This window comes from Lysinibacillus sp. FW301-JW8, from assembly GCF_058788755.1.
Genome location: NZ_JBYTBB010000006.1, coordinates 89,870 through 114,332, shown reverse-complemented (window position 1 = coordinate 114,332; position 24,463 = coordinate 89,870). Strand labels below are relative to the sequence as shown.

The window sequence follows — 24,463 nt, the reverse complement described above, 5'->3', positions numbered from 1 at the left end:
CCCTCGTTTTGAAAAAGAGCTATATTTTTTTATTTGTCACCTTGATTTCATTGACATAATAGTATTTCAACAACATGAAAAATCGTATTTTCCCTAACAGAAAATACGATTTTTTAATACTAGATATGAAGCTGTAATTCAATTGGACAATGGTCGCTTCCTAAAATGTTCGCATGAATATTCGCCTCTTCTATGCTATCTTTTAATCTCTCAGAAACAATAAAATAATCAATGCGCCAGCCAATATTGCGTTCACGGACTTTATTCATATAAGACCACCAAGTATAGCGGTCTGTTGTATCACGATGTAGGTGACGGAAGGAATCGATAAAACCACTTGCTAAAAGCTCCGTCATTTTGGCACGTTCTTCATATGTAAAGCCAGAATTTCCAATATTCGATTTTGCATTTTTTAAATCAATTTCCATATGTGCAACATTTAAGTCTCCACAGTATACGATAGGCTTCTTGGCATTCAACTCCTGTAAATATAAAGCTACTCGGCTCTCCCACTTTAAACGAAAAGGTAATCGAGCTAAATCACGCTGAGCGTTTGGTGTATAGACATTTACTAGGTAGAAATTTTCATACTCTAACGTAATAATTCTCCCCTCATCCTGAGATACATCTTCACCTACACCATAATGTACAGAAAGCGGCGTATGCTTTGTAAAAATAGCCGTTCCCGAGTAGCCCTTCTTCTGTGCGTAGTTCCAATATTGCTCATATCCTTCAAGAGATAGCTCAACTTGTCCTGCCTGACACTTCGTTTCTTGAATACAGAAAAAATCAGCATCCATGCTATTGAAAAAATCTAAAAAACCTTTGCCTATACAGGCTCTGATCCCATTGACATTCCAAGAAATAAATTTCATTTTCTTCTCTCCCTTCAAAAAAACGCCCCCCGCCATCAGCGAAGAGCGTAGTATGCTATAAGTCATCACCAACTATTTTTACTTCTGTCTCCAAATCAATACCGAACCTTTCCTTAACTACCCTCTGTACCATTTGGATTGTTGCGATATAATCAGAAGCTGTGGCAGTGCCTTTATTCACAATAAAGCCTGCATGCTTCGTTGAAACCTCTGCACCGCCTACACCCTTTCCTTGTAAGTCGCTATCTTGAATAAGCTTACCTGCAAAGTGACCTGGTGGGCGCTTAAAAACACTCCCAGCAGATGGGTATTCTAATGGCTGCTTAGATTCTCGTTGAAACGTTAAATCTGCAATTTTAGCATCAATTTCTTCCTGTACACCTTTAGCTAACTGAAATTCGGATGACAGTACATAGTAACCCTTTTTAGCAATTATACTTTTACGATAACCTAGTTCAAGCTCTTCTTTGTTTAGTATTAAAACATCTCCTTCTTTAGTTAACACTTTAGAGGAAATAATAATATCCTTAATTTCTCCACCATAGGCTCCTGCATTCATAGCCATCGCTCCACCAATTGAGCCTGGAATACCACAAGCAAATTCAAAGCCTGTTAAAGTAGCAGCAGCAGCTAATTTAGATACGTCCTTTATGAGTGCACCGCTTTGCGCGTAAACATGGTCATCATCTATATGAATTTCATCTAAATATGAAAATGTAACAACAATCCCTCGATGTCCGCCATCACGAACGACCATATTGGACCCATTACCTAACATTAATAATGGAATATTATTTATGTGTGCATAGCGAATAACTGATATCGCTTCTTCTTCTGTTTCAGGTAAAACAAAAACATCTGCCTTACCGCCTAATTTAGTCATCGTATATTGCTGTAAAGATTCATTTAATTTAATATTGGCTGGATTTATGCTTTGTGCTAAATCCGATGCCCATTGTTCTTTTGTCATGAGAGCTAATTCCTTTCTAACATCCTTCTTACTCTACACTAGTATGGATTTAGAACCTCGATTTGACAAGTAAAATGAAGGGTATTTTATCTCGTTTTCATGGGTTGCAATACACCCTGTGCAGAGATGTTGAATATTATAAAGAAAATTCAAGACCATTCCAAGAAACATATTTAGCCAACTTCCCTTAAAGCCAACTTGTTGCCCATGATTCGATATTGCGAATAGCCCCTTCTAACGCCTTACCCTTATCAGTTAACGAATACTCAACACGTACTGGAACTTCTGAATAGACTTTTCGCTCCACCAGTCCTTCTTTTTCCAGCTCCTTTAAGCGTTCTGATAACAAACGACCACTTACTGGTAATGCAGACTCAATTTCATTAAATCGCTGCGGTCCATCTAATAGTTGATATAAAATTAGTCCTGTCCAGCGTTTTCCAATTAAATCCATTGCTTTAGCTAAACGAGGACATAAAGTTGTCTCATTCATTTTTTTCACCTCTTATGTATTCTATTGTAACGATTATTTTTACAAAAGTAAATTTGAAGTAACTTATTTACACCTAGTAATTTATTTACTGATATATATTTAATTACTAAAAGTAAGTTTAAGTTGAATTATGTATTATTTAAGTTAATGTACAGAAATTTACATTAACTTAAATGATTAACTATAACCTTCTCTTAACCCTGGTCTCAAATAAACGTTTAGTCACAGTAGTCGAAAAACAATCATGTACAAGACAACTCACTATATGCCTGCACTCTTCACAATATGAATATTTCAAAAGCCAAGACTTTCTCAATTAACGTCAAATAGAAAGCAGACACTCATACTTTCATGATTACTTTTCTTATAATAATTTTAAATATTCACAATTTACACGATTATTCATAGTATATTTGCTAATTTTTACGAGTAATCCATTGAATCATTGAATTTTTTACTCTATCATTCGTTGTAAGATACTGTTTTTAGGGGGATTTTCCAGTGAAAAAGTATACAATTGATTTCAGCCATTCAACGATTGGTTTCTCAGTAAGACATATGATGATATCAAAAATACATGGTACATTTGAATCGTACAATGCAGAAATAGCATTACCAGATATTGAACAAGCAGAAGGTGGAAGCATTTCATTTACCATTGCAGTTGCTAGTGTTTCCACAAAAAATTTCGATCGAGATGTTCATCTTGTATCTCCTGACTTTTTCGATGCCGATGTTTATCCTAAAATATTATTTACATCTACAGAAATCAAAAAACTTGGAGAAAAAAAATATGCTATTCAAGGTGATTTAACTATTAAAAACATAACGAAGCCCATTATATTTACTACAGTATATACCGGAAAAGCCATAAATCCTTGGGCACAGGAAGTATATGGCTTCCAAGCAAAGGCACAAATTGACCGTCGAGAATTTAATTTAGTGTATAACACGTTACTTGAAACAGGTGGTGTATTAATAAGTGATGAGATTGATGTTGTTGTCGACCTTGAAATAAATCCTATATAACAATTTTGTTTTTTGTAACGAGGTAAGGAGGACCTTATGCTTTGGGTTAATGATTTTTCATTTGTGTCTATGTTTATTACAATAATTTTTATAATTGTTATTGGGGGTATCGTGTTCACTGTTTTTAACGGCATTTTACAATGGTCAAAAAACAATAATTCACCTGTTTTAACAGTACCAGCTCAAGTCGTTACGAAACGATCCAATACTAGTGGAGGTTCTGGTAACTCTAGTGCCCATACATCCTATTATGTAACGTTTGAGGTACAAAGCGGTGATCGGCTAGAGTTAAAAATGAATGGTCGTGATTTCGGACTACTTGCAGATGGTGACTTTGGATTACTAACGTTTCAAGGCACACGATATCATACATTTGAACGGCAAAATAAGAAGAGCAGCGATTAACTCGCGCTCTTCTTTTCAATTTTATTATTGAATTAAATATTTACCGAAGCCGCCTTCAGTATCTCCTAGATATTTAATAGAGCTACCTACTGGGATAACCTTTTGAGCATCCTTAGCAGTTTGGTAAATAACCTTTGTATTTGCTGGGAATGGTACAAACGACCAGTTATTATCCGCAGCAGGATTAATTGTTTTATTGTCCATAATGTAATCAATAACAGCTTGGCGATTTTCATACGCATAGTTCGTTACATTAGAGCCGTTAGCATTTTTGAATGTTGCTCCATACGAGCCGCCAACACGGTAATTGTTTGTAATAATGATGAATTCTTGTTTTAAATCAATCGGTTTACCAGCATACTGTACATTTTTAATACGGTTTGCCTTTTCATCAGCAAGATTGCCACGACGGTCATATTTTGCTGGCGATGTCACATCAATTTGATAAGTTAAACCATCTAGCACATCGAAATTATAAGAACGTGCCTCTGAATCGATAATATTTTGCTCTTCCGTTTTATTTGGATCAATTGTTGCAAAAATACCTGCAGCCATCTCTAACCATTCAATGGCTTGAGCACCTGTCACTTTAATTGTTGCGACAGTGTTGTCATAATGGTAAATATCCGCCATATTTTTAATCGCAAGCGGACCTACAGGAATATTTGTATAATCGGCAGGATTATTACGAGAGCCTGCTTTGAAAGGTGCACCAGCAGAAAGCAACGGTGTCTTTTCATCAACAGTACCTTTCAATTCTTTTTCAATAAACCATTTTTGCGCTTGTGTAACAATTTGAATAGAAGGATCATCTTGTACCATTGAGAAGTAACTATGGATTGGTGCAGTTGTCTCACCAACAGGTTGACGAATATACTTTAATGTACCTTCATGGGCATCCTTAATCGCATTTAAAACTGTTTTAGATGGCTGTAATCCCTCTTTTTTAATAGAACGAATAGAACCTTGTCCATCCACAACAACCCATTTTGAGCCCTGTAGCTCTAGCTTTAAGTCAATAACACCAAGATGATTACCGTAGCTACCTGCCATAACAGTAGGTACACCATTAATTGTCCCTTTTTCTTGATCTACATTTTTTAAATCCTTATAGTCACCTGGGAAAGTTAAATGAGAGTGACCTGTAATTAAAGCATCAATTCCTTCGATATCAGCAATTTGATAACCAACGTTTTCCGCGCCCTCCACATACGTATCTTCACCAATACCTGAATGTGAAAGAACGACAATTACATCCGCGCCTGCTTTTTGCATTTCTGGCACAACTTCTTTTACCGCTTCAACAGGTTCTTGCATATCAACTTTACCTGCTAAATGAATCGCATCCCACTCAACAATTTTTGTAGGTACGATTCCTGTAACACCTATTTTAAATGTGTGCTTTTTACCTGTATGATCAACAACCTCTTTATCTATAATGACATAAGGCGTATACATATGTTTTTTTGTTTTAGCATCATAAGTGTTTGCATTTATGACTGGATATTGTGCATCGTTTAATACTTCATCTAAAAACGCTAAACCGTAGTTAAATTCGTGGTTACCTAACGTACCGCCATCATATTTCAGTGCATTAAGTGCTGCGATAGCTGGATGAACTTCACCAGGCTTTAATACGTTTTCTAACGCCTTATAGGAGCCTAATGGCGTTCCTTGAATTAAATCACCATTATCGAACAATAATGTGTTTGGATTCTCAGCACGTGCTTGCTCAATTAGTGCGGCAGTATTCGCTAATCCTACATCGGCTGATTCAGCATCTAAGTAATAATTATAATTAGCAAGGTTTGTATGGATATCTGTTGTCCCTAAAATTTGTAGATCCATTGTAGTCTTAGCTACTGGTAATTTATATTCAGCTGTAAAACGTTCTACAATACTTTGCATTTGCTCCGATGTCACATAGTCACGAGGGCGAATTGTATTATCATCGAAGCCTTGTAAAATATTTGCTGCAACAGCATTTGCTAAATCTTGCTTATGGGTTTTAGCAATTAAATGGGCATCCTTGAATTTATCCAACACCGAAAGTGAAGCGTTCTTATTAACTAGTCCACGGGCAGATATAACAAAAGCCTGTTGACGTGTTAATTTATCATTTGGTCCAAACGATGTGGCACTTTTACCCTTAATCAAGTTCAATTCCACTGCTTTTTCCACATAAGGAGCTAAATCCTTTGGAACATCCGTGAACGACAATTTAGAACCATCACTAAGCTCAACGTTTAATTTCTCTACTAATTCTTTCACATAGTCCCCACGTGTCACGTCATTTGATGCAGCATTTGCAGACAGCCCAAATGGTAGCAACGTGAATAGAATAAGTAACATCGGTAAGAATGTAGCCATTAATTTCTTATTCATGTAACATCCTCCTTAAAAGTCTAATATTTTCCTACGATTTCTATTATATTATACTAATTAATATATTTACCGAATAAATAGACCTATTTGTATGTACTTTTGAATGATTAATAAGGAACTTTACTGAAAAATCATAAATTAATACCACTATCACTTATTCTTCACCACATGATGTTATTTAATGTAAATTAAAAATAAGTGTATAGCATCAATATATCAGATCACTATACCACTACCATACCTCTGCTATACCAATAAAAAAAGTTCTCCCAGATTTGAGAGAACTTTTTTTAAAAACTAAATGATTATGCATGGACAGATTGTAAAGATTGAGCTACTTTTTTAACTTCTTCTAGACCATTTGCAATAATTTCTTGAGCTTTATCTGGTGAAGCATTGTGTCCTTCAATAACAACTTCTTCGATAATTTCCATACCAAATACACCGCCAGCAATATTTTTAATATAGTTAACTGCCATTTCCAATGGTTGAGCTTCTGGTGAAGAGTAGTAACCACCACGAGCATTTAAAATAATTGCTTTTTTGTCTGTCATTAAGCTGACCATTTGACCTTGCTCATTATATTTGAATGTGAATCCAGCTTGATATACATAATCAATGAAAGTTTGTAATGTAGCTGGAATTGTTAGGTTCCAAAGTGGGAAAGCAAATACAACTACATCAGCTGCAGTTAAAGCATCCATCGCTTTTTGCTTTGCAGCTAAAAGACGAGATTCGATGTCAGTTAACTCTCCACCATTTTGTACTTTACCAAAAGCATTGAAAAGATCTTGACCAAAATAAGGCATATCTTCTTTATACACGTCAAAAGTTGTGACATTAACACCTTGTACATTTTCCATAAATGTCTCATACATTTTTGTTGAAATACCATCTGGTCGATTGTTAGCTTTTACTACTAATACGTTCATTATATAAAATCTCCCTTAAAAATCATAATTTAATATATCTTGATTTCGAGATATATGACTTCCTTAGTCTAAAAAAATTTCAGTCAAAAGTCAACACTAATAATCTCATACTTTTGACTGAAATATTTATATAGACATATTGATGTATGACTACCTTAATTTAAAACTTACAGCTTTCGTCTGTACATACACCAGTTTCGTCAGTGCCGGCCATTTTTAATGCCGGTTGTAAGCCCTCTTCCTGTGCTACTTTACGCAAAGTATCTTCAAATACTTCCTGAGGTTGTGCGCCAGAAATACCATACTTACGATTAAGAACGAAGAACGGAACACCACGTACACCAAGCTCTAGTCCTTCTTGAATGTCCGATTCAACCTCACTTTTATACTCATCAGTCACAAGAATCTTCGCAGTTTCATCACGATTCAGACCTATCTGTTCAGCAATATCGACTAATACATTATCCTGCCCAATCCGTTTTGCTTCGATAAAATAGCCATGTAAGAGTGCTTCCACAAGTGGTGTTGCATCTCCTTGCTGCTCCGCCCATTTCACTAGACGATGTGCCTTTAATGTATTTTCTTCCATTAGCTTATCGAAATTATAATTTAGACCAACCTCTTTTGCCCTAGTAGCCACACCTTGTGTCATTTCCTTTGCTTTTTCTAAAGACATCCCATATTTCTTCGCTAAAGCTTCATACGTGGATACATTTGTATCAACAGGTGTTGTTGGATCAAGTTGATAGCTTTTATATACAAGCTCCACCTGTCCTGCAAAACCTGTATCCTCTATCGCCTGCTCCAGCTGTTTTTTTCCAATATAACAAAATGGACATACATAATCTGACCATATTTCAATTTTCATAAACTAACACACTCCTTTTTGCTACATTGTAGCGATAGTCCTTACAGCAAGGCAATTTTTATGCTTCTTTGCATAAATTTTCAAACCAATCTACATACTGAACGTAAAAACAATGTGAGGGTTTTATGTATGACACAATCTCTTTGGCTCGCAACATCTGATTCCATCTCCTTAACATCTCTGAATGCTTCTACAACTTGTGATGTATGCATTATCGGCGGAGGCTTGACGGGTCTCTATACTGCCTATGTCTTAGCTAAATCGGGTGTTGACGTAGTCTTACTTGAAGCAAATACACATTTAGGCCATGGTACGACTGGTCATTCAACAGGTAAATTAACTGCTCAGCATAGCTTAGTTTATTCGGAAATTATTGAAAAGCTATCAGTAGAAGAGGCCAAGCTTTATTACCAGCTCAATCAGTTGGCTATTGAAAAGGCGATGCAATTACTTCCAAAGAATAGTGTTCAGCAAGTAGATTCATTACTCTATTGCCAAACAAAAACAGGATATGCACAGTTATTGAAAGAATGGAATGCCTATAAAGTTTTAAATATCAAAGCAAAGATTACTTCTGAAACAGAGCTTCCTTTCCCAATTACAAAAGCACTTAGTATGTCGCAGCAGGCACAAATAAATCCAGTGGAGGTCTGTAATTTCCTTACAAAAGAAGCAGTATCAATGGGTGCAAAACTATATACAAATACCCGTGTGCAACAATTAAACATATCACAAAATAATTTACATACCGAAAATAATATGTCGGTTCAATATAACAAACTTATTTTGTGTTCACACTACCCCATTGAAGCCTTTAAAGGGCTACAGCTTTTTAAGCTTTCAAATAGCCGTTCATATATGGTTGCTAGCAAAGTTAATGATACGATGCAAGGACAATATCTCAGCGTGGATTTCCCATCTCGTTCAATTCGTACCGCAACCATTAACAATGAGCATTATTTAGTGCTAGGTGGCGCTAACCATATTGCAGGTGGAACAGCGAATACAGAACCCTATTATGAGGCCATTGAAGGAGAAATGAAGGCACATTTCGATCAAGAACCAATCTACCGTTGGTCCGCTCAGGATATTGAAACACCTGACATGATTCCTTATGTAGGAAGAATTACAAAATCGCTGCCTAATGTCCTTATTGCAACGGGTTACCGTAAATGGGGAATCTCCAATTCATTTGTAGCTGGAGATATATTATCTTCCTTAATTACAGGTTCAAGGAGTGAAGACGGTGCAATTGCTCTCTATTCACCAGCACGTACAAAATTTGGTGCTCAATTTATGCAAATGCTTAAGGTAGGAGGATATGTAGCCAAGGAATTTGTCAGTGGCTATCTTAGACATGCCAATGCACCAACTTGCACGCATTTAGGCTGTAAAACAAAATGGAATGAAGCTGATGAAACTTGGGATTGCCCTTGTCATGGCTCCCGCTTTAGTGCCAAAGGAGATGTTCTTGAAGGTCCCGCTGTACAACCATTAAAATTAGAATAAAAGAGGCTGTCTTTTTTTAAGACAGCCTCTTTTCTCTATTATTTCAATGCGTCCGTTAAAACTGGCACAATTTGTTTTTTACGTGATACTACACCTGGTAAAATAACACGATTACTTACTAGCTCAGCTCCAAATCCTTTTGCTGCTGCCTCCGCTACTTGTCCAATTGCAACTGCCGTTGAATCATTATTTAAAATATCTGTCACAACAAAGAAGAATAAATCTAATCCATTTTCTGCAACATTTTTATTTAATAAAATTTCTAATTCCTCTTGGCGTCCAAGCACATCATTCATATCAACAGCGTTCACCTGAGCAACTACAGATTTATATTCCCCAAACTGGAACTCTTTCGCATCTAATGATAAAAGATCCTCTAATGATTTATCTGAAAGGTCAGCACCTGCTTTCAACATTGCTAATCCGTACTCCGCAATGTCAACTCCTGCAATCGCTGCTAATTCATTACCAGCTTTTATATCTTGCTCTGTGCAAGTAGGTGATTTGAATAGTAATGTGTCTGAAACAATAGCAGAAAGCATTAATCCCGCAATATTTGCAGGTATTTCAACACTGTTTTCCTTGAAGATTTTATTTAGAATTGTAGCAGTACAGCCAACAGGTTCAGCACGATAGTATAAAGGATCAGCTGTTTGGAAGTTTGCAATACGGTGATGATCGATAACCTCTGTAATTTGCACTTCTTCAATGCCATCAGCAGATTGTTGGAATTCATTGTGGTCTACAAGAATTACTTGTTCTGCTTCTCCTACTACTGATGAGATGGAACGCGGTGCCTCAAAGCCGAATTTATCTAAAGCAAACTGTGTTTCGTTATTTACTTCTCCTAGACGTACCGCTTCAGCATCTACCCCTATTTGTTGCTTTAAGTATGCATAGACAATAGCAGATGTAATTGTGTCTGTATCTGGATTTTTATGACCAAAAACTAAAACTTTACTCATTAAAATTACTCCTCCTAAATAGCAATAACATTTATTTTATTTTATCATACCCTATGAACTATCGTGATAGAAAGTAAAACTTTGTCTATCAGTGCTTGCAATATATTTGTATTAAAAATCCATCTGATATTTTTTGTATATTAAAATAGCTTCAATCCATCAAATATCATACTTTTCCCATAGGTTAAAGAAGATAAAACCATGCATCTATAAGGTAAATATTATCCTCAACAACTATATTATTATCTTTTTTTACCATCCTATTTTTAACATTTATTATTAATAATAAATACTTCATTAAAAATAATTGCAATAAATAGATATATAGTTGCGTTTTTATGTTTAAGAAACCATAAGTTTATGCTATTATCAGATAGTCTATATTTTAGGATATACAGGAAATGGGGATTACAATGACAAAGAAGATGGAAAAAAAGTATATTCCTTTAGCAAATTATTTTGAAGTAGCTTTACAACAAGAAATTACTTTATCCTTTAGCGAACTAGAAAATATTATGGGACAAGCCTTACCAAATGCAGCTTACCTGAATAAAAGCTGGTGGAAAAAAACAAAGCCTCCTCTTACACATTATTTGTCATGGACAAATGCAGGATACTACGTCATTGATATTAAGCTTGGAACTAGTGTAACCTTCTCACGTACACAAATGAAGGCTACAGCAAATAATATCTCTAAAGATGAAGACATTCCATCTGCATACATAATCCGAGCAATAGAGGCTTCCGATGCTAGATCTTTTATACATCTACAGGAAGAGATTTTTGAGCAAACTGACTTTATGTATAACGTTCAAGATGAATTGGATTTAACTGTACAACAGCTTCGAAAAAACTTAACCTACTGGAAGCAACTAAGAAACAGAACAATTTTACTTTGTGTATTAAATGGCAGTTTTGCCGGCTATGCAGTTATCCATGGCTACAAGCATTCTAAAAATAAACACGTTGCATCTATTCACCTAGCTGTTAAGGAAGAGTATCAAGGAAAAGGGATTGGTTTGGCACTTATGGAGGCAGTTGAGAAATGGTCTAAACAGCGAGATATTTCACGCTTAGAGTTGTCTGTTATGGAGCATAATGATATTGCCTTAAATTTATTCAGAAAATTAGGTTTTCAGCAAGAAGGTATTCGAAAAAACGCCATAAAGTTAGATGGTCGCTACATGAACGAATACAGCTTAAGTAAAATTTTATAAGCTTCTTTTCAAGGTGTCTAAAACTTATTTGGGCATCTTTTTTTATCTCCTTTCTCAAAAAAAACGCATAGATCAGTAACAAATCTACGCGTTGTAAAGCCTTAGAAAACTTGCTTTTCTCTTGCAGCATCTAGGAATAATAAATTATTTTCTACTTGTTCATAGGATTGCTGATATTTCTCATACTGCACTTTATCTTGATTGACCATTTCCTCAATTAACGCATGTAGAAACGAAAATAAAACGGGAACAATATCCAGAGACGTTTGATTCTTCATACCAAGCGCAAATATTGCACTTGCATAATCACGAACAGGCGACAACGCTGATCCAGTAATAGCAATAATCTTTACCTTCTTCATCTTTGCAATTTCAACGATCGTTTTTATATCGTTTGTATGCTTATCACAAGAGAAAACGATTAACGTTGTATGCTCTCCCATACTGTTAATTTGTTGAACAATATCATCGGAATCTGAACGAAGCTGCTTAACGTTAGAACGTAAAGTTCTTAGTGTGTATGATAGCCAGTTAGCAATAGATGCAGCTTGACGGGTGCCTAAAATATAAATATTATCAGCCTTATGCATCCATTTTGAACTTTTCTGCAACATACTATCATTAATTAGATGGATGGTATCTTGAATATTTTGACTATCACGTTGCATGACTTTGCCAAAGCTTGTGTTTTGTTGCTTATTTGAAGTATATGTAGGTTGAAGAGTTGTCCCATTTTGAGACATTAAATAACCTCTAATTTCTTCCTGAAGCTCTACATAACCCGATAAATCCATCGCATAGCAAAAACGGATAACAGTCGATTCACTAACATTTGCTTGCCTCCCGACTTCAGCCGCTCCGTTACCAATTACAGCTGTGGGGTTGTCCATAACAAATTGTGCAACTTTACGTTGTCCCTTTGATAGCCTTACAAACCTTCTTTTTATTTCTTCATTAATGCTCATCCCTAACAACCTTTCTTTCAATGAAATTATCACGAATGGAGATTGTTTACTACTGACTCTAAATTCGATTAAAAATACAGTATCACGATTACAATTTGAATACAATGACTTTTCAGAAAAATCTTTAGCGCTTTAACTTGCTAATGTGATAGTTCGCAATAAATTGACATAAAATCGTTATATTTTCACTAACCCCAGAATCTTTATCAACTTATTTTATTGGAGGGAAATATATATTGATTTGTTATTTTAACAGATTCAAGAAAATAATTGTATAAAAATTAACAAAAACTAATTTTTATGTATTAAAAGAGTAATAATTAATAGCTTTTCGTTGCAAGATAGCACCACCTTACTTAACCAAAAATTAAATGTCTTGGACTATTATTAATCCAAGACATTCCTAATTTTATTAGTCTAATTCGATTTGTTTGGTTTCTTTTCCTAAAAATAGCACTCCTAGAACACCAATAATGATTGCTCCACAGAAAATTGTAAAAATAAAACCAATATCATAACCTGCTGTTAATAACGAACCTACAAGCAGAGGACCAAAAATACCACCGATACGACCTACAGCTGCTGCCATCCCTGCACCTGTACCACGAATCACAGCCGGATACTGCTCAGGGGTATAAGCGTAAAGAGCACCCCATGCTCCTAAATTAAAGAACGATAAAAACATTCCAGACGTTAACAAGGCTGTCAGCGTCTCAGCATTCCCAAAAATGAAAGCACTTACAGCTGTTCCAATTAAATAGGAAACAAGTACAAATTTCCGACCAAATTTTTCTATAAACCACGCTGCTGTAAAATAACCTGGCAGCTGAGCAAGTGTCATAATTAGCACATACTTAAAGCTAGAGATCATATCAAAGCCTTTACCAACCATTACACTAGGGAGCCATAAAAACATTCCATAATATGAGAATACTACCGTGAACCATAGCACCCACAGCATAAAAGTGGAACGCGCATATTTCTTCGACCATACTTCCACAATATTTTGTCTTATACTACGTTTCTTCGATTCTGCTTTTACAGTAAACTGAGGTGAATCTGGTAAATGCCAGCGAAGATAAATTGCATATACTGCTGGAAGCGCTGTTAACAATAAAGCAACACGCCATCCCCATGTAGGAATAACAAAATATGATATCAATGCAGCAATTAACCATCCTGCTGCCCAGAAGCTTTCTAGTAAAACAACTACTCTTCCTCTTTCCTTAGCTTCAACACTCTCAGAGACTAATGTTGAGGCAACAGGAAGCTCTCCTCCAAGCCCCATGCCTACTAAAAAGCGCAAGGCCATAAATGCAAATAAAGTAGTTGTAAATGCGGACAGACCGCTTGCAATTGAAAACAATACCAATGTCCACATAAAGATTTGCTTTCTGCCCACTTTATCTGCAAATACACCGAAAACGAGTGCCCCTACAGCCATCCCAATAGAATTAATGCTGCCTATCCAACCTGATTGATTTGGTTCCAGCCCCCAATCAGCAGCTAAGGCTGCAATGACGAACGATAAAATTCCTACATCCATTGCATCGAAAAGCCAGCCAACGCCCGCTACCCCTAAAAGCTTGTTACGTGAGATAGATTGTTGAGGCTTATTTGTTGTAACCTCGTTTGTTGTCATTTAACCACCTGTCTTTACACTTGACTTTACATTATGTGTATACTATACAGTTGTTTCAAGAAAGTGACAAGCAATATTCAAATTACCGAATTGTTTCGACAATTTCTGAAATGCTATTGAAAATATAGTACGATTTGCGTTAAAATGTCTTTTATATAAAAACAACTGTTCTTTCTATAAGAACAAAAGGAGATCGTAAACGTTATGTGGAAAGGCCTAATTGAAGAATATAAACAATTTTTACCCGTAACAGAAAATACACCTGCCCTAACTTTAAATGAAGGTAATACACCTCTTATACATTTGGTAAACCTATCCAAAGAACTTGGGATTGAGCTTTATGGAAAAATCGAAGGGGCAAATCCAACAGGCTCATTTAAAGATAGAGGTATGGTATTTGCCGTTGCAAAGGCAATTGAAGATGGAAGCAAATGTGTAATTTGTGCGTCTACAGGTAACACTTCAGCCGCAGCTGCTGCTTATGCAACGCGTGCTGGAATCCAGTCTATTGTAGTTATTCCTAAGGGCAAAGTAGCTCTAGGTAAGCTGGCACAGGCAACAATGTATGGTGCAAAGATTATCGAAATCGATGGAAACTTTGACGATGCCTTAAACATTGTTCGTCAAGTAAGTGAAACTACTCCTGTAGCTCTTGTAAACTCAGTAAATCCATATCGCATTGAAGGGCAAAAAACAGCATCATTTGAAATAGTAGATGCTTTAGGTGCAGCACCAGATTATCTATGCATCCCTGTTGGTAACGCAGGTAACATTACTGCATACTGGAAAGGCTTTAAAGAATACAACAGTGCAAAAAACTGCGGCCTTCCAAAGATGTATGGCTTTGAAGCAGAAGGTGCCGCTGCCATTGTAAAAGGAGAACCAATTGCTGAACCAGAAACTGTGGCAACAGCAATTCGTATAGGAAATCCTGCAAGCTGGAAATTAGCGGAGGCAGCTCGGGATGAGTCTGGCGGCATTATTGATTCCGTAACAGACGAAGAAATTGTTGCAGCCTATAAATTAATTGCTGGTACAGAAGGCATTTTCGTTGAACCTGGTTCTGCTGCCTCTTTGGCCGGTGTTATTAAATCCGTTGAAAACGGTAAAATCGCTAAAGGCTCGAAGGTTGTTACAGTATTTACAGGTAATGGACTAAAAGATCCCGATACTGCCATGAATGTTTCAACAGTAGAGGTTGTTTCTCTTAAAAATAATGAAGAAGAAATTCGCCAATATATTGAGGGCGTACTATGAGTAAAATGTGGCAAATCTCAGTTCCTGGGAGCACAGCCAATCTAGGCCCTGGCTTTGATTCAATAGGACTTGGCTTGTCCCTTTACTTAAAACTAACTGTTTCTGTTCAAGAAAACTGGGAAATTATCCACCTCGATGATAATGGTCCTAAAGAGTTTGAGTTAGAAGAGCATTTACTATACGTAATTGCCAAAAAAATTGCTGATCAATTCGGTAAGCAGCTCCCTGCCTGTCGTGTAGAGATGGCAAGCGAGCTTCCATTAGCCCGTGGTTTAGGAAGCAGCGCGGCCGTTATAGTCGCTGGTATTGAGCTTGCTAACCAAGTTTGTGAGTTAGGCTTATCTGTACAGGATAAACTTAATTTATCCTCACAAATCGAAGGACACCCAGATAATGCAACTGCCTCAGTATTAGGTGGCTTAACCATTTCTTCAATGGATGAGAATGGCGTTGTCGATACATTCCATGTCAATGATATTGACACTGCCTTTGTTGTTTTTGTGCCTGATGTTGAACTAAAAACAAGTGAGTCTCGTTCTGTGTTACCAGAGCAATTTGATCGCACATATGCAGTACATGCTTCAGCAAATGCCAATATGTTAGCAGCTGCATTAATGGCACGTGATTTCGAGCGGGCAGGTCGCTATATGGAAGCTGACTTATTCCATGAGCCATTCCGTGCAAAATTAATTCCAAACTATACAGAAATTCATGAAGCGGCGAAGGCTAATGGTGCTTTTGGAACAGCATTAAGTGGGGCAGGACCAACGCTTATTTCTATTATTCCAACCACAATTGCTGACGATTTTGTAAAGATTATGAAAAATCAATTCCCAGAACATCAAATTATCTTAACAAAAGCCGATGAACATGGTATACAAGTAAAGTAATGTATTAAACGTCTACTGAAAAAGTAGACGTTTTTTCTTGAAGGAGGAAGTAGCTTGAAACCAATTATTTTCTGTGATTTCGATGGCACTATAACAAAAACTGATAATATTGTCTCACTTATGACTCAATTTGTACCAGAGGATTCTGAGAAAATTGCAAAAGCAATGATGGAACAAACCATATCCTTTAAAGAGGGTGTTTCAGCAATGTTCGAGCTATTGTCAAGTAACCAAAAAGAAGCTGTAATCGACTATTTATTAGATACGGTCATTATACGTGAAGGCTTTAAGGATTTCGTGAGCTTTGCGCAGGAAAAGCAGATTCCGTTTTATATCGTTAGCAGCGGTGTTGATTTTTTCATAGAGCCACTGTTAGAAAAATACGGACCATTTTCGGGGATATATTGTAATCGTGCTGATTTTTCGGAGCAGCAAATCAAGCTCGTCTTTCCAAACAGTTGTGATGAGGATTGTTCTAAGTTTAATACGCAGGGTTGCGGCTGTTGTAAGCCAAGTGTCATGCGTAAGGTTACACAGAGTGATCATTTTAAAATTGTGATTGGAGACTCCCTATCTGACTTTGAAGCTGCTAAACAGGCAGATTTAGTACTTGCGAGAGATCATCTTATAACACGCTGTAAAGAGCTTGATCTTCCCTATAAACCATTCGAAACATTTCACGACTGCTTAAAGGTTGTAAAAAAGCTTATTGGGGTTGAACAAGCTGTTTCCTTATCATGAGCTGCTTAATTTCTATACAGCAAAGGGAGCTATGCTTGTTAAGCTAGCTCCCTTTTCTACATGTTATTTTTGATTTCTTTGAAAATATCGCTTACGACGTTCATACCAAAACATACAAATGATGAACCAAGTATAGCCCATGCTCCAGCCAGCTAACACATCAGAAGCAAAATGACGCGCACCAGCAACTCGAGACAAACCAATAAGAACAGTTAAAATGATTGCGCCAATCCAAAGCAATATTTTACGTCCTTTACTATTGTTTTCCGATAAAATATAGGCTGTTGTGAATAAATACAAAATTCCCGTCATAGAATGTCCAGATGGAAAACTGAAGGATGTTAGTTGATCCTCGATTTCAGGTCGGGGACGTTGCACCCATTTTTTTAAAATTTGATTCAGTACATTACCACCCGCTACCGTTAACAATACAAATAAAATCCCTCTATAATTTTTTGCCTGCCAGGCTAAATAAACAATTAAAACAAGGGCTACAGCAACTACAAATGCAGGCTCTCCAATATAATGAAAAAATTCAATAGGACGATTCCCAAAAAGTAGCTCTGCCATTTGTGTATCGAAATTTTCAATAGAATTACTTTGAAAAGTAGCTTGTAGCACACAGTAGATAATTAGTGTTAATAATGCTAATGGATATACCAAAGTTTTCATATCTTACTTCACCTCATATTGCTATTCCTGCTGTTTTATTTTCCACATCATATCATATTTTAATTAGCAAGAGGTGAATATCCATTTGTCTAAATCAATGAACAATTGCTTTCGTTTCTTGAACCATAACAAATGTTATTATATCAGTTTTATTGAGATAATTAGAAATAGCTAATGCAGCGATAAACAAGATTGCAATGATAGGTATTATTTTTCTAAACAAAATAAACACTTCCTCACCTTTATATCATTGTCAGAGAGCTTATTTTAATAGTACAGGGTCAAATAACCAATCTCTAGGTCCAAAGTTTTTATCCTTCTCGCCCCTTACCTCACGAGAAATATTGTTTTTAATAATAATTTCTCTGAACTTTCTACTAAACAAAGTTTTTCGGTACAAATATCTACCATCATGACTCCATTCTGCCGAGTAGAATATATCACCAGTCAGATCCTTCAAATCTTCATTCTTGTATATATCTGGACCATTAATAACTCCACTTAACCCACATCCACATGGAGGTTGCTCTGTTGCAAAATATAACTTCACTCTTTCATTACTACATTCAGGCAATACTTGTGTCGGAATAATTTGAAATGCCTTTTGCTTACCCTTCTCTGGTCCTTGATGAATTACCTCAAGAATCTCATAGCCTTGAATGTTCTCTTGCTTCATTAATGCTACTAATTCCTGTGAAGCTATCCAATATCCGCTCACATGTACAAGATGGCGATCTTTCATTTCTGTTGTATCAATAACAATTGGTGAAAGCTGCTCTTTTTCCATTAGCCCACAATGCTGGCAATGAGTACTTATAGAAAATAAAGTTCCCTTATCATCTAAAAACATATCAGGAGAATTGCCTGTTGAATTTAACGTAAACAATGGTGCTTGTTCATATTCACTATCTGAAAAATCAAAGTAAAAGCGTTCTCCGATAGAAACAATCCCTAATTCGCGCTCCAAAGATTTATATAATGCAGCCACCTGTTCATATGTCACTTCCTCATTTAACGTAAAAATAGGATTAAATGATGCCTTTAAATTTCTTTTTCTAATTTCAGGCGCACCGATAAAAATTCCATAGCGATTATAAACTTTAATGACTTGATCTTGATTAGATTCATCTATAGAAAATAAATTTTCAAGTTCTACTTTCAAAATACACGCCTACCTTTATATAAAGTTTTATGGTGAAGTACGTTGACTAGCTAGTAACTTTAAAAAATCTACAATTTCTACTTTATTTATAGATAGCAAGGTTACCTATTTTCACTAAATTTTCTCATCTATCATTACTTACTGCAGCAAAATTTACTTAACCACGATTAACTTAAGCGTACCAGTACTTATACCGCCATTTCAACGTTAGGTTTACGCCAATTTCATGGCGGTCTTTACTCAAATATTCGGCGTGATTTGGCGTATATATAAAAAACACCGCCATTTTTTGGCGGTGTCAATAGAAAAACATAGGCACTTAGCATTGTTTATAAGGAAATATTACCTAAGTTAATATATGGGAGTTTAAAACTACCTAATGTCTCCCTTTTTATTGAAATATATACCAGTACCATTTTAGTATAACATATAGTTGAACTAAAGTAAATTCATTCTTTCAGCAAGATTTACAGCCTCCGTACGCGAGTCAACATTTAGCAAAGAAAACAACTGTGTTAAATATCTTTCTGTTGTTCGCTGAGGGATATTTAACTCAATTGCTATTGCCTTATTCGTATGTCCTTCGGCAATTAATCGTAAAATTTTCTTTTCTTTTTCATTTAAATGAATATCAAGTTTAGCATCTTGCAATTTAAATCTATTATCAAGAAAGTCTAAGAAATTTTGAGGTAAGACGATTTCTCCATTTGCAATAGCTCGTATAGTTCGTAATATTTGTTCCTTGGATGCTGTTTTCGCCAAAATTCCTTCTATTTTCCGTTCTAAGATAAGTGGATAATAATCCGTAATATCATCACCAGTATAAAGAATAATTGAAGCTTTTGACTGAATAGCTTTAATGTTACGAGCTAAGTTTATACCATTTTCTAATGGCATATTAATATCTATTAAATAAATATCATGGGGATTATTTCTAATTCTTTGGATAACATTTGTTGCGTCGCATTCTGTATCAACGATAATGTCTTCATTTTCTTGAAATAAATTTTTTGTTCCCTCTAACACAATAGGGTGATCATCCACTATGAGCATCGTAATCAAGTGTGTCACTTCCTTCTTTTACTGTAATTCTAATCAACATCCCTTCTTCAATTTGCGAATCAATATAAAAATGCCCATTAAAGGCTTTTACACGCTCTTGCATACCCCGAATTCCCATTGACTCTGCAATAATAATATCATCAACATTGCATCCTACACCATCATCTTTGTAAAAAATTTCAAATCCATCGTCTGTCTCTTGAAGGTGGATTTCAACTGTTCTCGCATAGGAATGTTTTAAAGCGTTATTGAGTATTTCTTGGAAGAGTCGATAGATCATTAAATTCATGCGTTCATCCTCTAGGTAAAGGCGATCTATCGTATAAAGTAACATAAAATTAGCTCTCTCTGTTACTTTTCGAATCAGCTTCTCTAAAGCCGCATTTAATCCTAATGTATCAAGTAATGGAGGCTTCAAATTTTCACAATAGGTTCTCAAATCATGTAAGGAACCAACCATTTGCTTATGAATCTTTGCAAGCTTTTGCTGAATATCTTCTGTCATATCCTTTGCATTGACAAGGACGTCAACCTCTCGAGCAATATGCAGCTGCTCTTGCAAATTGGTATCATGTAATTCCTGCGCTAATTGATATTTTTCTTCTTCAAAGCGTAGCCATAGTAGTTTGTTTAACCAAGGTAAATGACTATTGTCTGCCTGCTTCATATGCTTTAATTCCTCTATCAGTTCTTCCACCATCTTTGTATTTTCAATAAAATTATTTACATAGAGCAGTAGCAATTCAAGCCATAAAAGCTCTTCTTCCTTTAAATGAATCGAGTTGTTATGTCCCAATACTAAGGCTCTTTTACAATGAGCATCCTGATGGAGAAAGGCTATATAGACTTTATCAATTTTTCTTATCTCTCCCAATTTTAAATCCTCTATGACTATAGAATCAAACGGAAGTCCTCCCTCAACTGTTGAAGTAAATTGATGTATGTCATAATCATAGGTTAGTACAAATACATGCTCTAGCTCAAGATGCAGCGAAATCTCTTGTGCAAATTTCTTTAACAATTCATCTATTTTAATAGTTTTACCAATTCGATCTACTGCAGTATATAGCTGATGTATGTAATCTCCTTTTGTTGAAAATAGGATTTTTCGTTTTCGATAATCAACCTTTTCTTTTATGTAAAAAAGTACAACTAAAGATACAAAGGTAAAGAATGAGACACCTGATATAACAGACATAGTTAAGTATTTACCAGCAATCCAGTATAAGCCAGCTGTAGACCACACAGTAAACAATAATGAAAAAATCACATAATAACGGAGTCTTGTAATATGATATTCAATATCAAATAATCGTTCAGCTAGCTGTGTAAAGATAAAACTAAAAGGAATTAATAATAAAAATAGAGCACTAATTTCAGCTGAAAGAATGTATTTGTGAAATAGGATGTTAGGGAATGCATAGAAAAATAGGAATGGTAGAAAAGGAATCATTATACTACTCAGCAACATCTTCAACTGAGGCGATTTATATTTGAAATAGCTTAGCAATAATATACTAAGTATGGTAATAAGAAAAATGAAGAAAACAGCTAATACAACATTAGAAAGTAAATTATGAGTAGATGGATATACAATGCCTATACAACCCAAAACCATGGCTATCACGGGTAGTAAATAAAGTAATTTAATATTGTTAGAAAGCAACCAGTTGGTTTTTAAAAATGTATAATAATTTCTTAAAAAGTGTAGTAATAACACTAGGCATAGTAACATGCTTCCACGGTTAATGACGATTCCAAGCTTATTTAAACTACCAGAAGACCCTATGCTAACATAAGCCATTGAAACAGTTAGCATAAATAATGTAAGTAAGCTTAAAAGAAATGTATTCTTCTGTTTTTTAACTAAATAAATTACAATTATTAAAGTTAAGAAATAAAAACAGGCTGGTATTACTAGGACATAATATACTTGATCAGGAATATCTTTATTACTTATTGGTATTTCTATAATTTGCCCATCAGTTTTCTTAATGGTTAATAAGCTTGCTGCTCTAATTATAAAATCATGCTTAACATTTGGTACATCTTCGGTTGGAATGCCATCCACAGTTAAAACAATATCTCCTACCGAGATATTCTGCCCATTCCCCCATTGTTTATAGTACGAATTAGTAACAACCCAACTTCCACTATCCTCTTTTAAATCTATACCCAAATAAGGCTTGCTATAAGTAACATAGAGCAGGTAAAAACCTAGCCCTATGTAAGCACTTACAGCAAGCAGAAACCATTTACGTTTTATTAAACTTAATTCCAAAGGCCACTTTGTACGCATAAGTCTTCTTCAAATGAATCAAGTATTGCTTTTTGTTCCACAGCTGAAATTCCAATCAATGAGGCTTTCTGTTCCTTCAATAGTGTAACTAGGGATGGGTTTTGTTCTAGATACTGAATTACGTTCATCATAATAATCTCTCCTCATTTCATTAGTTTTTTTAGGTAATCTTTACCTAGTTCGTTTATAGCTACATTTTCAAGATAACTCAATGCTTTAAACTTATAGACATTTTTAATGGTAATGGCATAACGTATTGCACCGCCATTTGTCAACTCGTTTTCTGTAGCATTATTATCCAAAACTGCAACTATATCATCATTATAATAGTTTTTTACAGATTTTGAAACATCATTTTTTTGTGATAAAAGATAAATAATAGGCAGTGAGTATCTTTTATTTAGCAGATCATTTTTTGGACCCCAAGTTTTTAAACCTTGAATATCATTTTTGATTTGTTGAATTATGCCTATGTATTTACTATATTCCTTCACCTGAGAAGTGATTTCGCCTTTCGCTAGCACTTCCCCTATTAAGCAGCTCAGTGCTGTTAATGAGCCTGATTTTTGTTCAATCATTTGTATATATGACTGCTCATCTCTACAACTATTGAGCAAGTCAAGCTGTTGTCCATTAATACTCCCTAATGCGTACTCTTCAAGGATTTGATTAGCCTTATTTTTGTGTTCAAAAGAGGTTTCACGTATTATTTTAGAAGTCATAACTAACATAGCTAATGCAACATTTAATGATAACTCAGGTGTTTTACTCCAACTATTATCTGAATCCTTATCTTGCAAGTCATCTATAATATCAAAGGACAAAATTAGAAGCTCAATAGCTGCGGCTACTTTATATATGTCCTCATCGAAACAATCTGTAAATGCCTCATAATGCAAAACACAGAGTCTGCCAAATGAATAGCCTTCCGTTCTTTTTTCTTCTTTAAAGCTTTTTAGCATCGATTTTAAATCATAGCCCATCAAAGTCTCATTTTCCAAAAGAATGTCCAATGATTCATTAATATGTTCATCCAACCCCTTCAATAGTCCCTTCCTCCTTTAATTATATTACTAAATATTATACATTTAAATGGGAAATAATACTACATAGTTTAATTTTTATGAAATATTTTCCACCCTATTTTGATGTAAATACCGCCAAAAAATGGCGGTATTCGTAGAGACCACGCCATTTTTTTGTTAAGAATTAGTAAAAAAGTGGCGGTGTTGTATGATTGACCGCCATTTTTTGGCGTAAACTCACCATTGAAATGGCGTCCTTACTGATGTTACGCTTAAATTAAGCTACGATTAAACATTTGGGCATATGGTATGTAATTTTAAGTAATCAATATTTAAATAAAGGAAGAATTTAAGTCTATTGAAGATTCTCCGAAACTGGGAGTGATTGAAATGAAAAATGGAGTAAATGAAAATGTTTTAATCCTTACGGCTACTTTTTCTTGCGCAATTTCTGTCTCAGAAGAAGAAATTATTATCAAAAAACCTTCACATGAACAACGCAGTATTGAACAGATTATCATTAAAGCCGAGCAACAAGCTTACCTGGAAACCTTGGCAGAATATAAAAATAATACTACATTATCAAATTTCATTAGTGAGATACCTGGATTTGAAGATACTTTTCAACAGAGGTTGGACATGTTTATCGAACCCTACGGAATTATAAGAGTTTTTGAAGAAGGCTCGTCCGTTTCACCTTTAGTCATTCCATTTACTTCTGGGCTGAATATTAATGCACCAATTCTATATACAACTGCATATTGCACCGTTATTAATGCAAGAGGTGCATCTATGACTAGTGACGACTCCAATACTTCAATTATTGGCAAGGCGGAGAATTTAATTGGCTCCTCCATCTATCATAGTAATACCGATGTAGCAATCGACATCTCCTCTTCAGGGGATTTATCAACAGTGAAGGAAACGAATTGGACTAACTATCACTCTACTGCCAATTTAGCTGGCGTTTCCATTAATGATAGTGGTATTTCTTTTAATATTACTAAAGCCTTTAATACATGGAATAGAGCATCAATAAAACATTAATTTATTTCTAAATGCTAGATTGTACGATTCATCAAAAATCCGCAAATTCCTCG

The 24,463-nt window shown here is 35.4% G+C and carries 23 protein-coding genes; 8 read left to right on the top strand and 15 right to left on the bottom strand.

Annotated features, from left to right (window positions below):
- Positions 1–119: 119 nt before the first annotated feature.
- The 3 genes from AC3WOM_RS04440 to AC3WOM_RS04430 form a co-directional block, all read right to left on the bottom strand.
- A complete protein-coding gene (locus AC3WOM_RS04440; RefSeq protein ID WP_492445196.1) occupies positions 120–875 on the bottom strand; it encodes an exodeoxyribonuclease III in 756 nt (251 codons plus the stop codon).
- 55 nt (positions 876–930) lie between these two features.
- Entirely contained in the window at positions 931–1,845 is a 915-nt protein-coding gene (gene murB, locus AC3WOM_RS04435) for a UDP-N-acetylmuramate dehydrogenase (protein ID WP_492445194.1), read from the bottom strand.
- Between the two features lie 187 nt (positions 1,846–2,032).
- The gene (locus AC3WOM_RS04430; protein WP_054771027.1) at positions 2,033–2,338 is read right to left on the bottom strand and encodes a winged helix-turn-helix transcriptional regulator; all 306 of its coding nucleotides are present in this window, start codon (positions 2,336–2,338) and stop codon (positions 2,033–2,035) included.
- Positions 2,339–2,839: 501 nt separating this feature from the next.
- On the opposite strand from AC3WOM_RS04430, the gene AC3WOM_RS04425 reads away from it, so the two are divergent.
- Positions 2,840–3,367, top strand: a complete 528-nt coding sequence (locus AC3WOM_RS04425) for a YceI family protein (RefSeq protein ID WP_492445192.1) — start codon at positions 2,840–2,842, stop codon at positions 3,365–3,367.
- Between the two features lie 36 nt (positions 3,368–3,403).
- Entirely contained in the window at positions 3,404–3,772 is a 369-nt protein-coding gene (locus AC3WOM_RS04420) for a DUF2500 domain-containing protein (RefSeq protein WP_492445190.1), read from the top strand.
- A 24-nt stretch (positions 3,773–3,796) separates the two neighbouring features.
- Here the strand turns inward: AC3WOM_RS04420 and AC3WOM_RS04415 are convergent, their stop codons facing one another.
- The 3 genes from AC3WOM_RS04415 to AC3WOM_RS04405 form a co-directional block, all read right to left on the bottom strand.
- Positions 3,797–6,157, bottom strand: coding sequence for a bifunctional 2',3'-cyclic-nucleotide 2'-phosphodiesterase/3'-nucleotidase (locus AC3WOM_RS04415; RefSeq protein WP_492445188.1), 2,361 nt, complete (start codon positions 6,155–6,157; stop codon positions 3,797–3,799).
- A 305-nt stretch (positions 6,158–6,462) separates the two neighbouring features.
- Positions 6,463–7,089 carry an FMN-dependent NADH-azoreductase gene (locus tag AC3WOM_RS04410; protein WP_427537801.1) on the bottom strand — a complete coding sequence of 209 codons (627 nt, stop codon included), beginning with the start codon at positions 7,087–7,089 and terminating at the stop codon, positions 6,463–6,465.
- A 160-nt stretch (positions 7,090–7,249) separates the two neighbouring features.
- On the bottom strand, positions 7,250–7,957 hold the full coding sequence (locus AC3WOM_RS04405) for a DsbA family oxidoreductase (protein ID WP_492445186.1): 708 nt from the start codon (positions 7,955–7,957) through the stop codon (positions 7,250–7,252).
- A gap of 129 nt (positions 7,958–8,086) precedes the next feature.
- On the opposite strand from AC3WOM_RS04405, the gene AC3WOM_RS04400 reads away from it, so the two are divergent.
- Positions 8,087–9,466, top strand: coding sequence for an FAD-dependent oxidoreductase (locus tag AC3WOM_RS04400; RefSeq protein WP_492445184.1), 1,380 nt, complete (start codon positions 8,087–8,089; stop codon positions 9,464–9,466).
- Positions 9,467–9,504: 38 nt separating this feature from the next.
- Here the strand turns inward: AC3WOM_RS04400 and AC3WOM_RS04395 are convergent, their stop codons facing one another.
- Positions 9,505–10,431 (bottom strand): manganese-dependent inorganic pyrophosphatase, encoded by a 927-nt coding sequence (locus AC3WOM_RS04395; protein ID WP_492445182.1) that lies wholly within the window; start codon positions 10,429–10,431, stop codon positions 9,505–9,507.
- Between the two features lie 413 nt (positions 10,432–10,844).
- Between AC3WOM_RS04395 and AC3WOM_RS04390 the strand changes: the two genes are divergently transcribed.
- Complete coding sequence (locus AC3WOM_RS04390; RefSeq protein ID WP_427537786.1) at positions 10,845–11,648, top strand: GNAT family N-acetyltransferase; 804 nt, start codon at positions 10,845–10,847, stop codon at positions 11,646–11,648.
- A gap of 101 nt (positions 11,649–11,749) precedes the next feature.
- Here AC3WOM_RS04390 and AC3WOM_RS04385 read toward each other — a convergent pair whose 3' ends face one another.
- Positions 11,750–12,613, bottom strand: coding sequence for a MurR/RpiR family transcriptional regulator (locus AC3WOM_RS04385; RefSeq protein ID WP_427537783.1), 864 nt, complete (start codon positions 12,611–12,613; stop codon positions 11,750–11,752).
- 412 nt (positions 12,614–13,025) lie between these two features.
- A complete protein-coding gene (locus tag AC3WOM_RS04380; protein WP_492445181.1) occupies positions 13,026–14,255 on the bottom strand; it encodes an MFS transporter in 1,230 nt (409 codons plus the stop codon).
- Positions 14,256–14,459: 204 nt separating this feature from the next.
- Between AC3WOM_RS04380 and thrC the strand changes: the two genes are divergently transcribed.
- From thrC to AC3WOM_RS04365, 3 genes are read left to right on the top strand one after another with little or no spacing between them, the layout of a single operon-like run.
- Positions 14,460–15,512 (top strand): threonine synthase, encoded by a 1,053-nt coding sequence (gene thrC / locus AC3WOM_RS04375; RefSeq protein WP_427537777.1) that lies wholly within the window; start codon positions 14,460–14,462, stop codon positions 15,510–15,512.
- The gene (thrB, locus tag AC3WOM_RS04370; RefSeq protein WP_427537774.1) at positions 15,509–16,402 is read left to right on the top strand and encodes a homoserine kinase; all 894 of its coding nucleotides are present in this window, start codon (positions 15,509–15,511) and stop codon (positions 16,400–16,402) included. Before thrC ends, thrB begins: the two co-directional genes overlap by 4 nt.
- Before the next feature lie 54 nt (positions 16,403–16,456).
- Positions 16,457–17,143, top strand: a complete 687-nt coding sequence (locus AC3WOM_RS04365; protein ID WP_492445178.1) for a 2-hydroxy-3-keto-5-methylthiopentenyl-1-phosphate phosphatase — start codon at positions 16,457–16,459, stop codon at positions 17,141–17,143.
- 63 nt (positions 17,144–17,206) lie between these two features.
- Here AC3WOM_RS04365 and AC3WOM_RS04360 read toward each other — a convergent pair whose 3' ends face one another.
- The 6 genes from AC3WOM_RS04360 to AC3WOM_RS04335 all read right to left on the bottom strand — a co-directional run bounded on the left by AC3WOM_RS04360 (position 17,207) and on the right by AC3WOM_RS04335 (position 23,384).
- On the bottom strand, positions 17,207–17,815 hold the full coding sequence (locus tag AC3WOM_RS04360; protein ID WP_427537768.1) for a phosphatase PAP2 family protein: 609 nt from the start codon (positions 17,813–17,815) through the stop codon (positions 17,207–17,209).
- 262 nt (positions 17,816–18,077) lie between these two features.
- Positions 18,078–18,977 carry a hypothetical protein gene (locus tag AC3WOM_RS04355; protein ID WP_492445176.1) on the bottom strand — a complete coding sequence of 300 codons (900 nt, stop codon included), beginning with the start codon at positions 18,975–18,977 and terminating at the stop codon, positions 18,078–18,080.
- A gap of 438 nt (positions 18,978–19,415) precedes the next feature.
- On the bottom strand, positions 19,416–20,030 hold the full coding sequence (locus tag AC3WOM_RS04350) for a response regulator (RefSeq protein WP_427537825.1): 615 nt from the start codon (positions 20,028–20,030) through the stop codon (positions 19,416–19,418).
- Positions 20,014–22,338 (bottom strand): ATP-binding protein, encoded by a 2,325-nt coding sequence (locus AC3WOM_RS04345; RefSeq protein ID WP_492445174.1) that lies wholly within the window; start codon positions 22,336–22,338, stop codon positions 20,014–20,016. Before AC3WOM_RS04345 ends, AC3WOM_RS04350 begins: the two co-directional genes overlap by 17 nt.
- Positions 22,311–22,469: a competence pheromone ComX gene (gene comX / locus AC3WOM_RS04340; protein WP_427537759.1), complete on the bottom strand. Its 159-nt coding sequence runs from the start codon at positions 22,467–22,469 to the stop codon at positions 22,311–22,313. Before comX ends, AC3WOM_RS04345 begins: the two co-directional genes overlap by 28 nt.
- Positions 22,470–22,481: 12 nt before the next feature.
- Positions 22,482–23,384 (bottom strand): polyprenyl synthetase family protein, encoded by a 903-nt coding sequence (locus tag AC3WOM_RS04335; RefSeq protein WP_492445173.1) that lies wholly within the window; start codon positions 23,382–23,384, stop codon positions 22,482–22,484.
- A 369-nt stretch (positions 23,385–23,753) separates the two neighbouring features.
- Here AC3WOM_RS04335 and AC3WOM_RS04330 point away from each other — a divergent pair, with 369 nt between their 5' ends.
- Positions 23,754–24,410, top strand: a complete 657-nt coding sequence (locus AC3WOM_RS04330; RefSeq protein ID WP_492445171.1) for a hypothetical protein — start codon at positions 23,754–23,756, stop codon at positions 24,408–24,410.
- Positions 24,411–24,463: the final 53 nt, after the last annotated feature.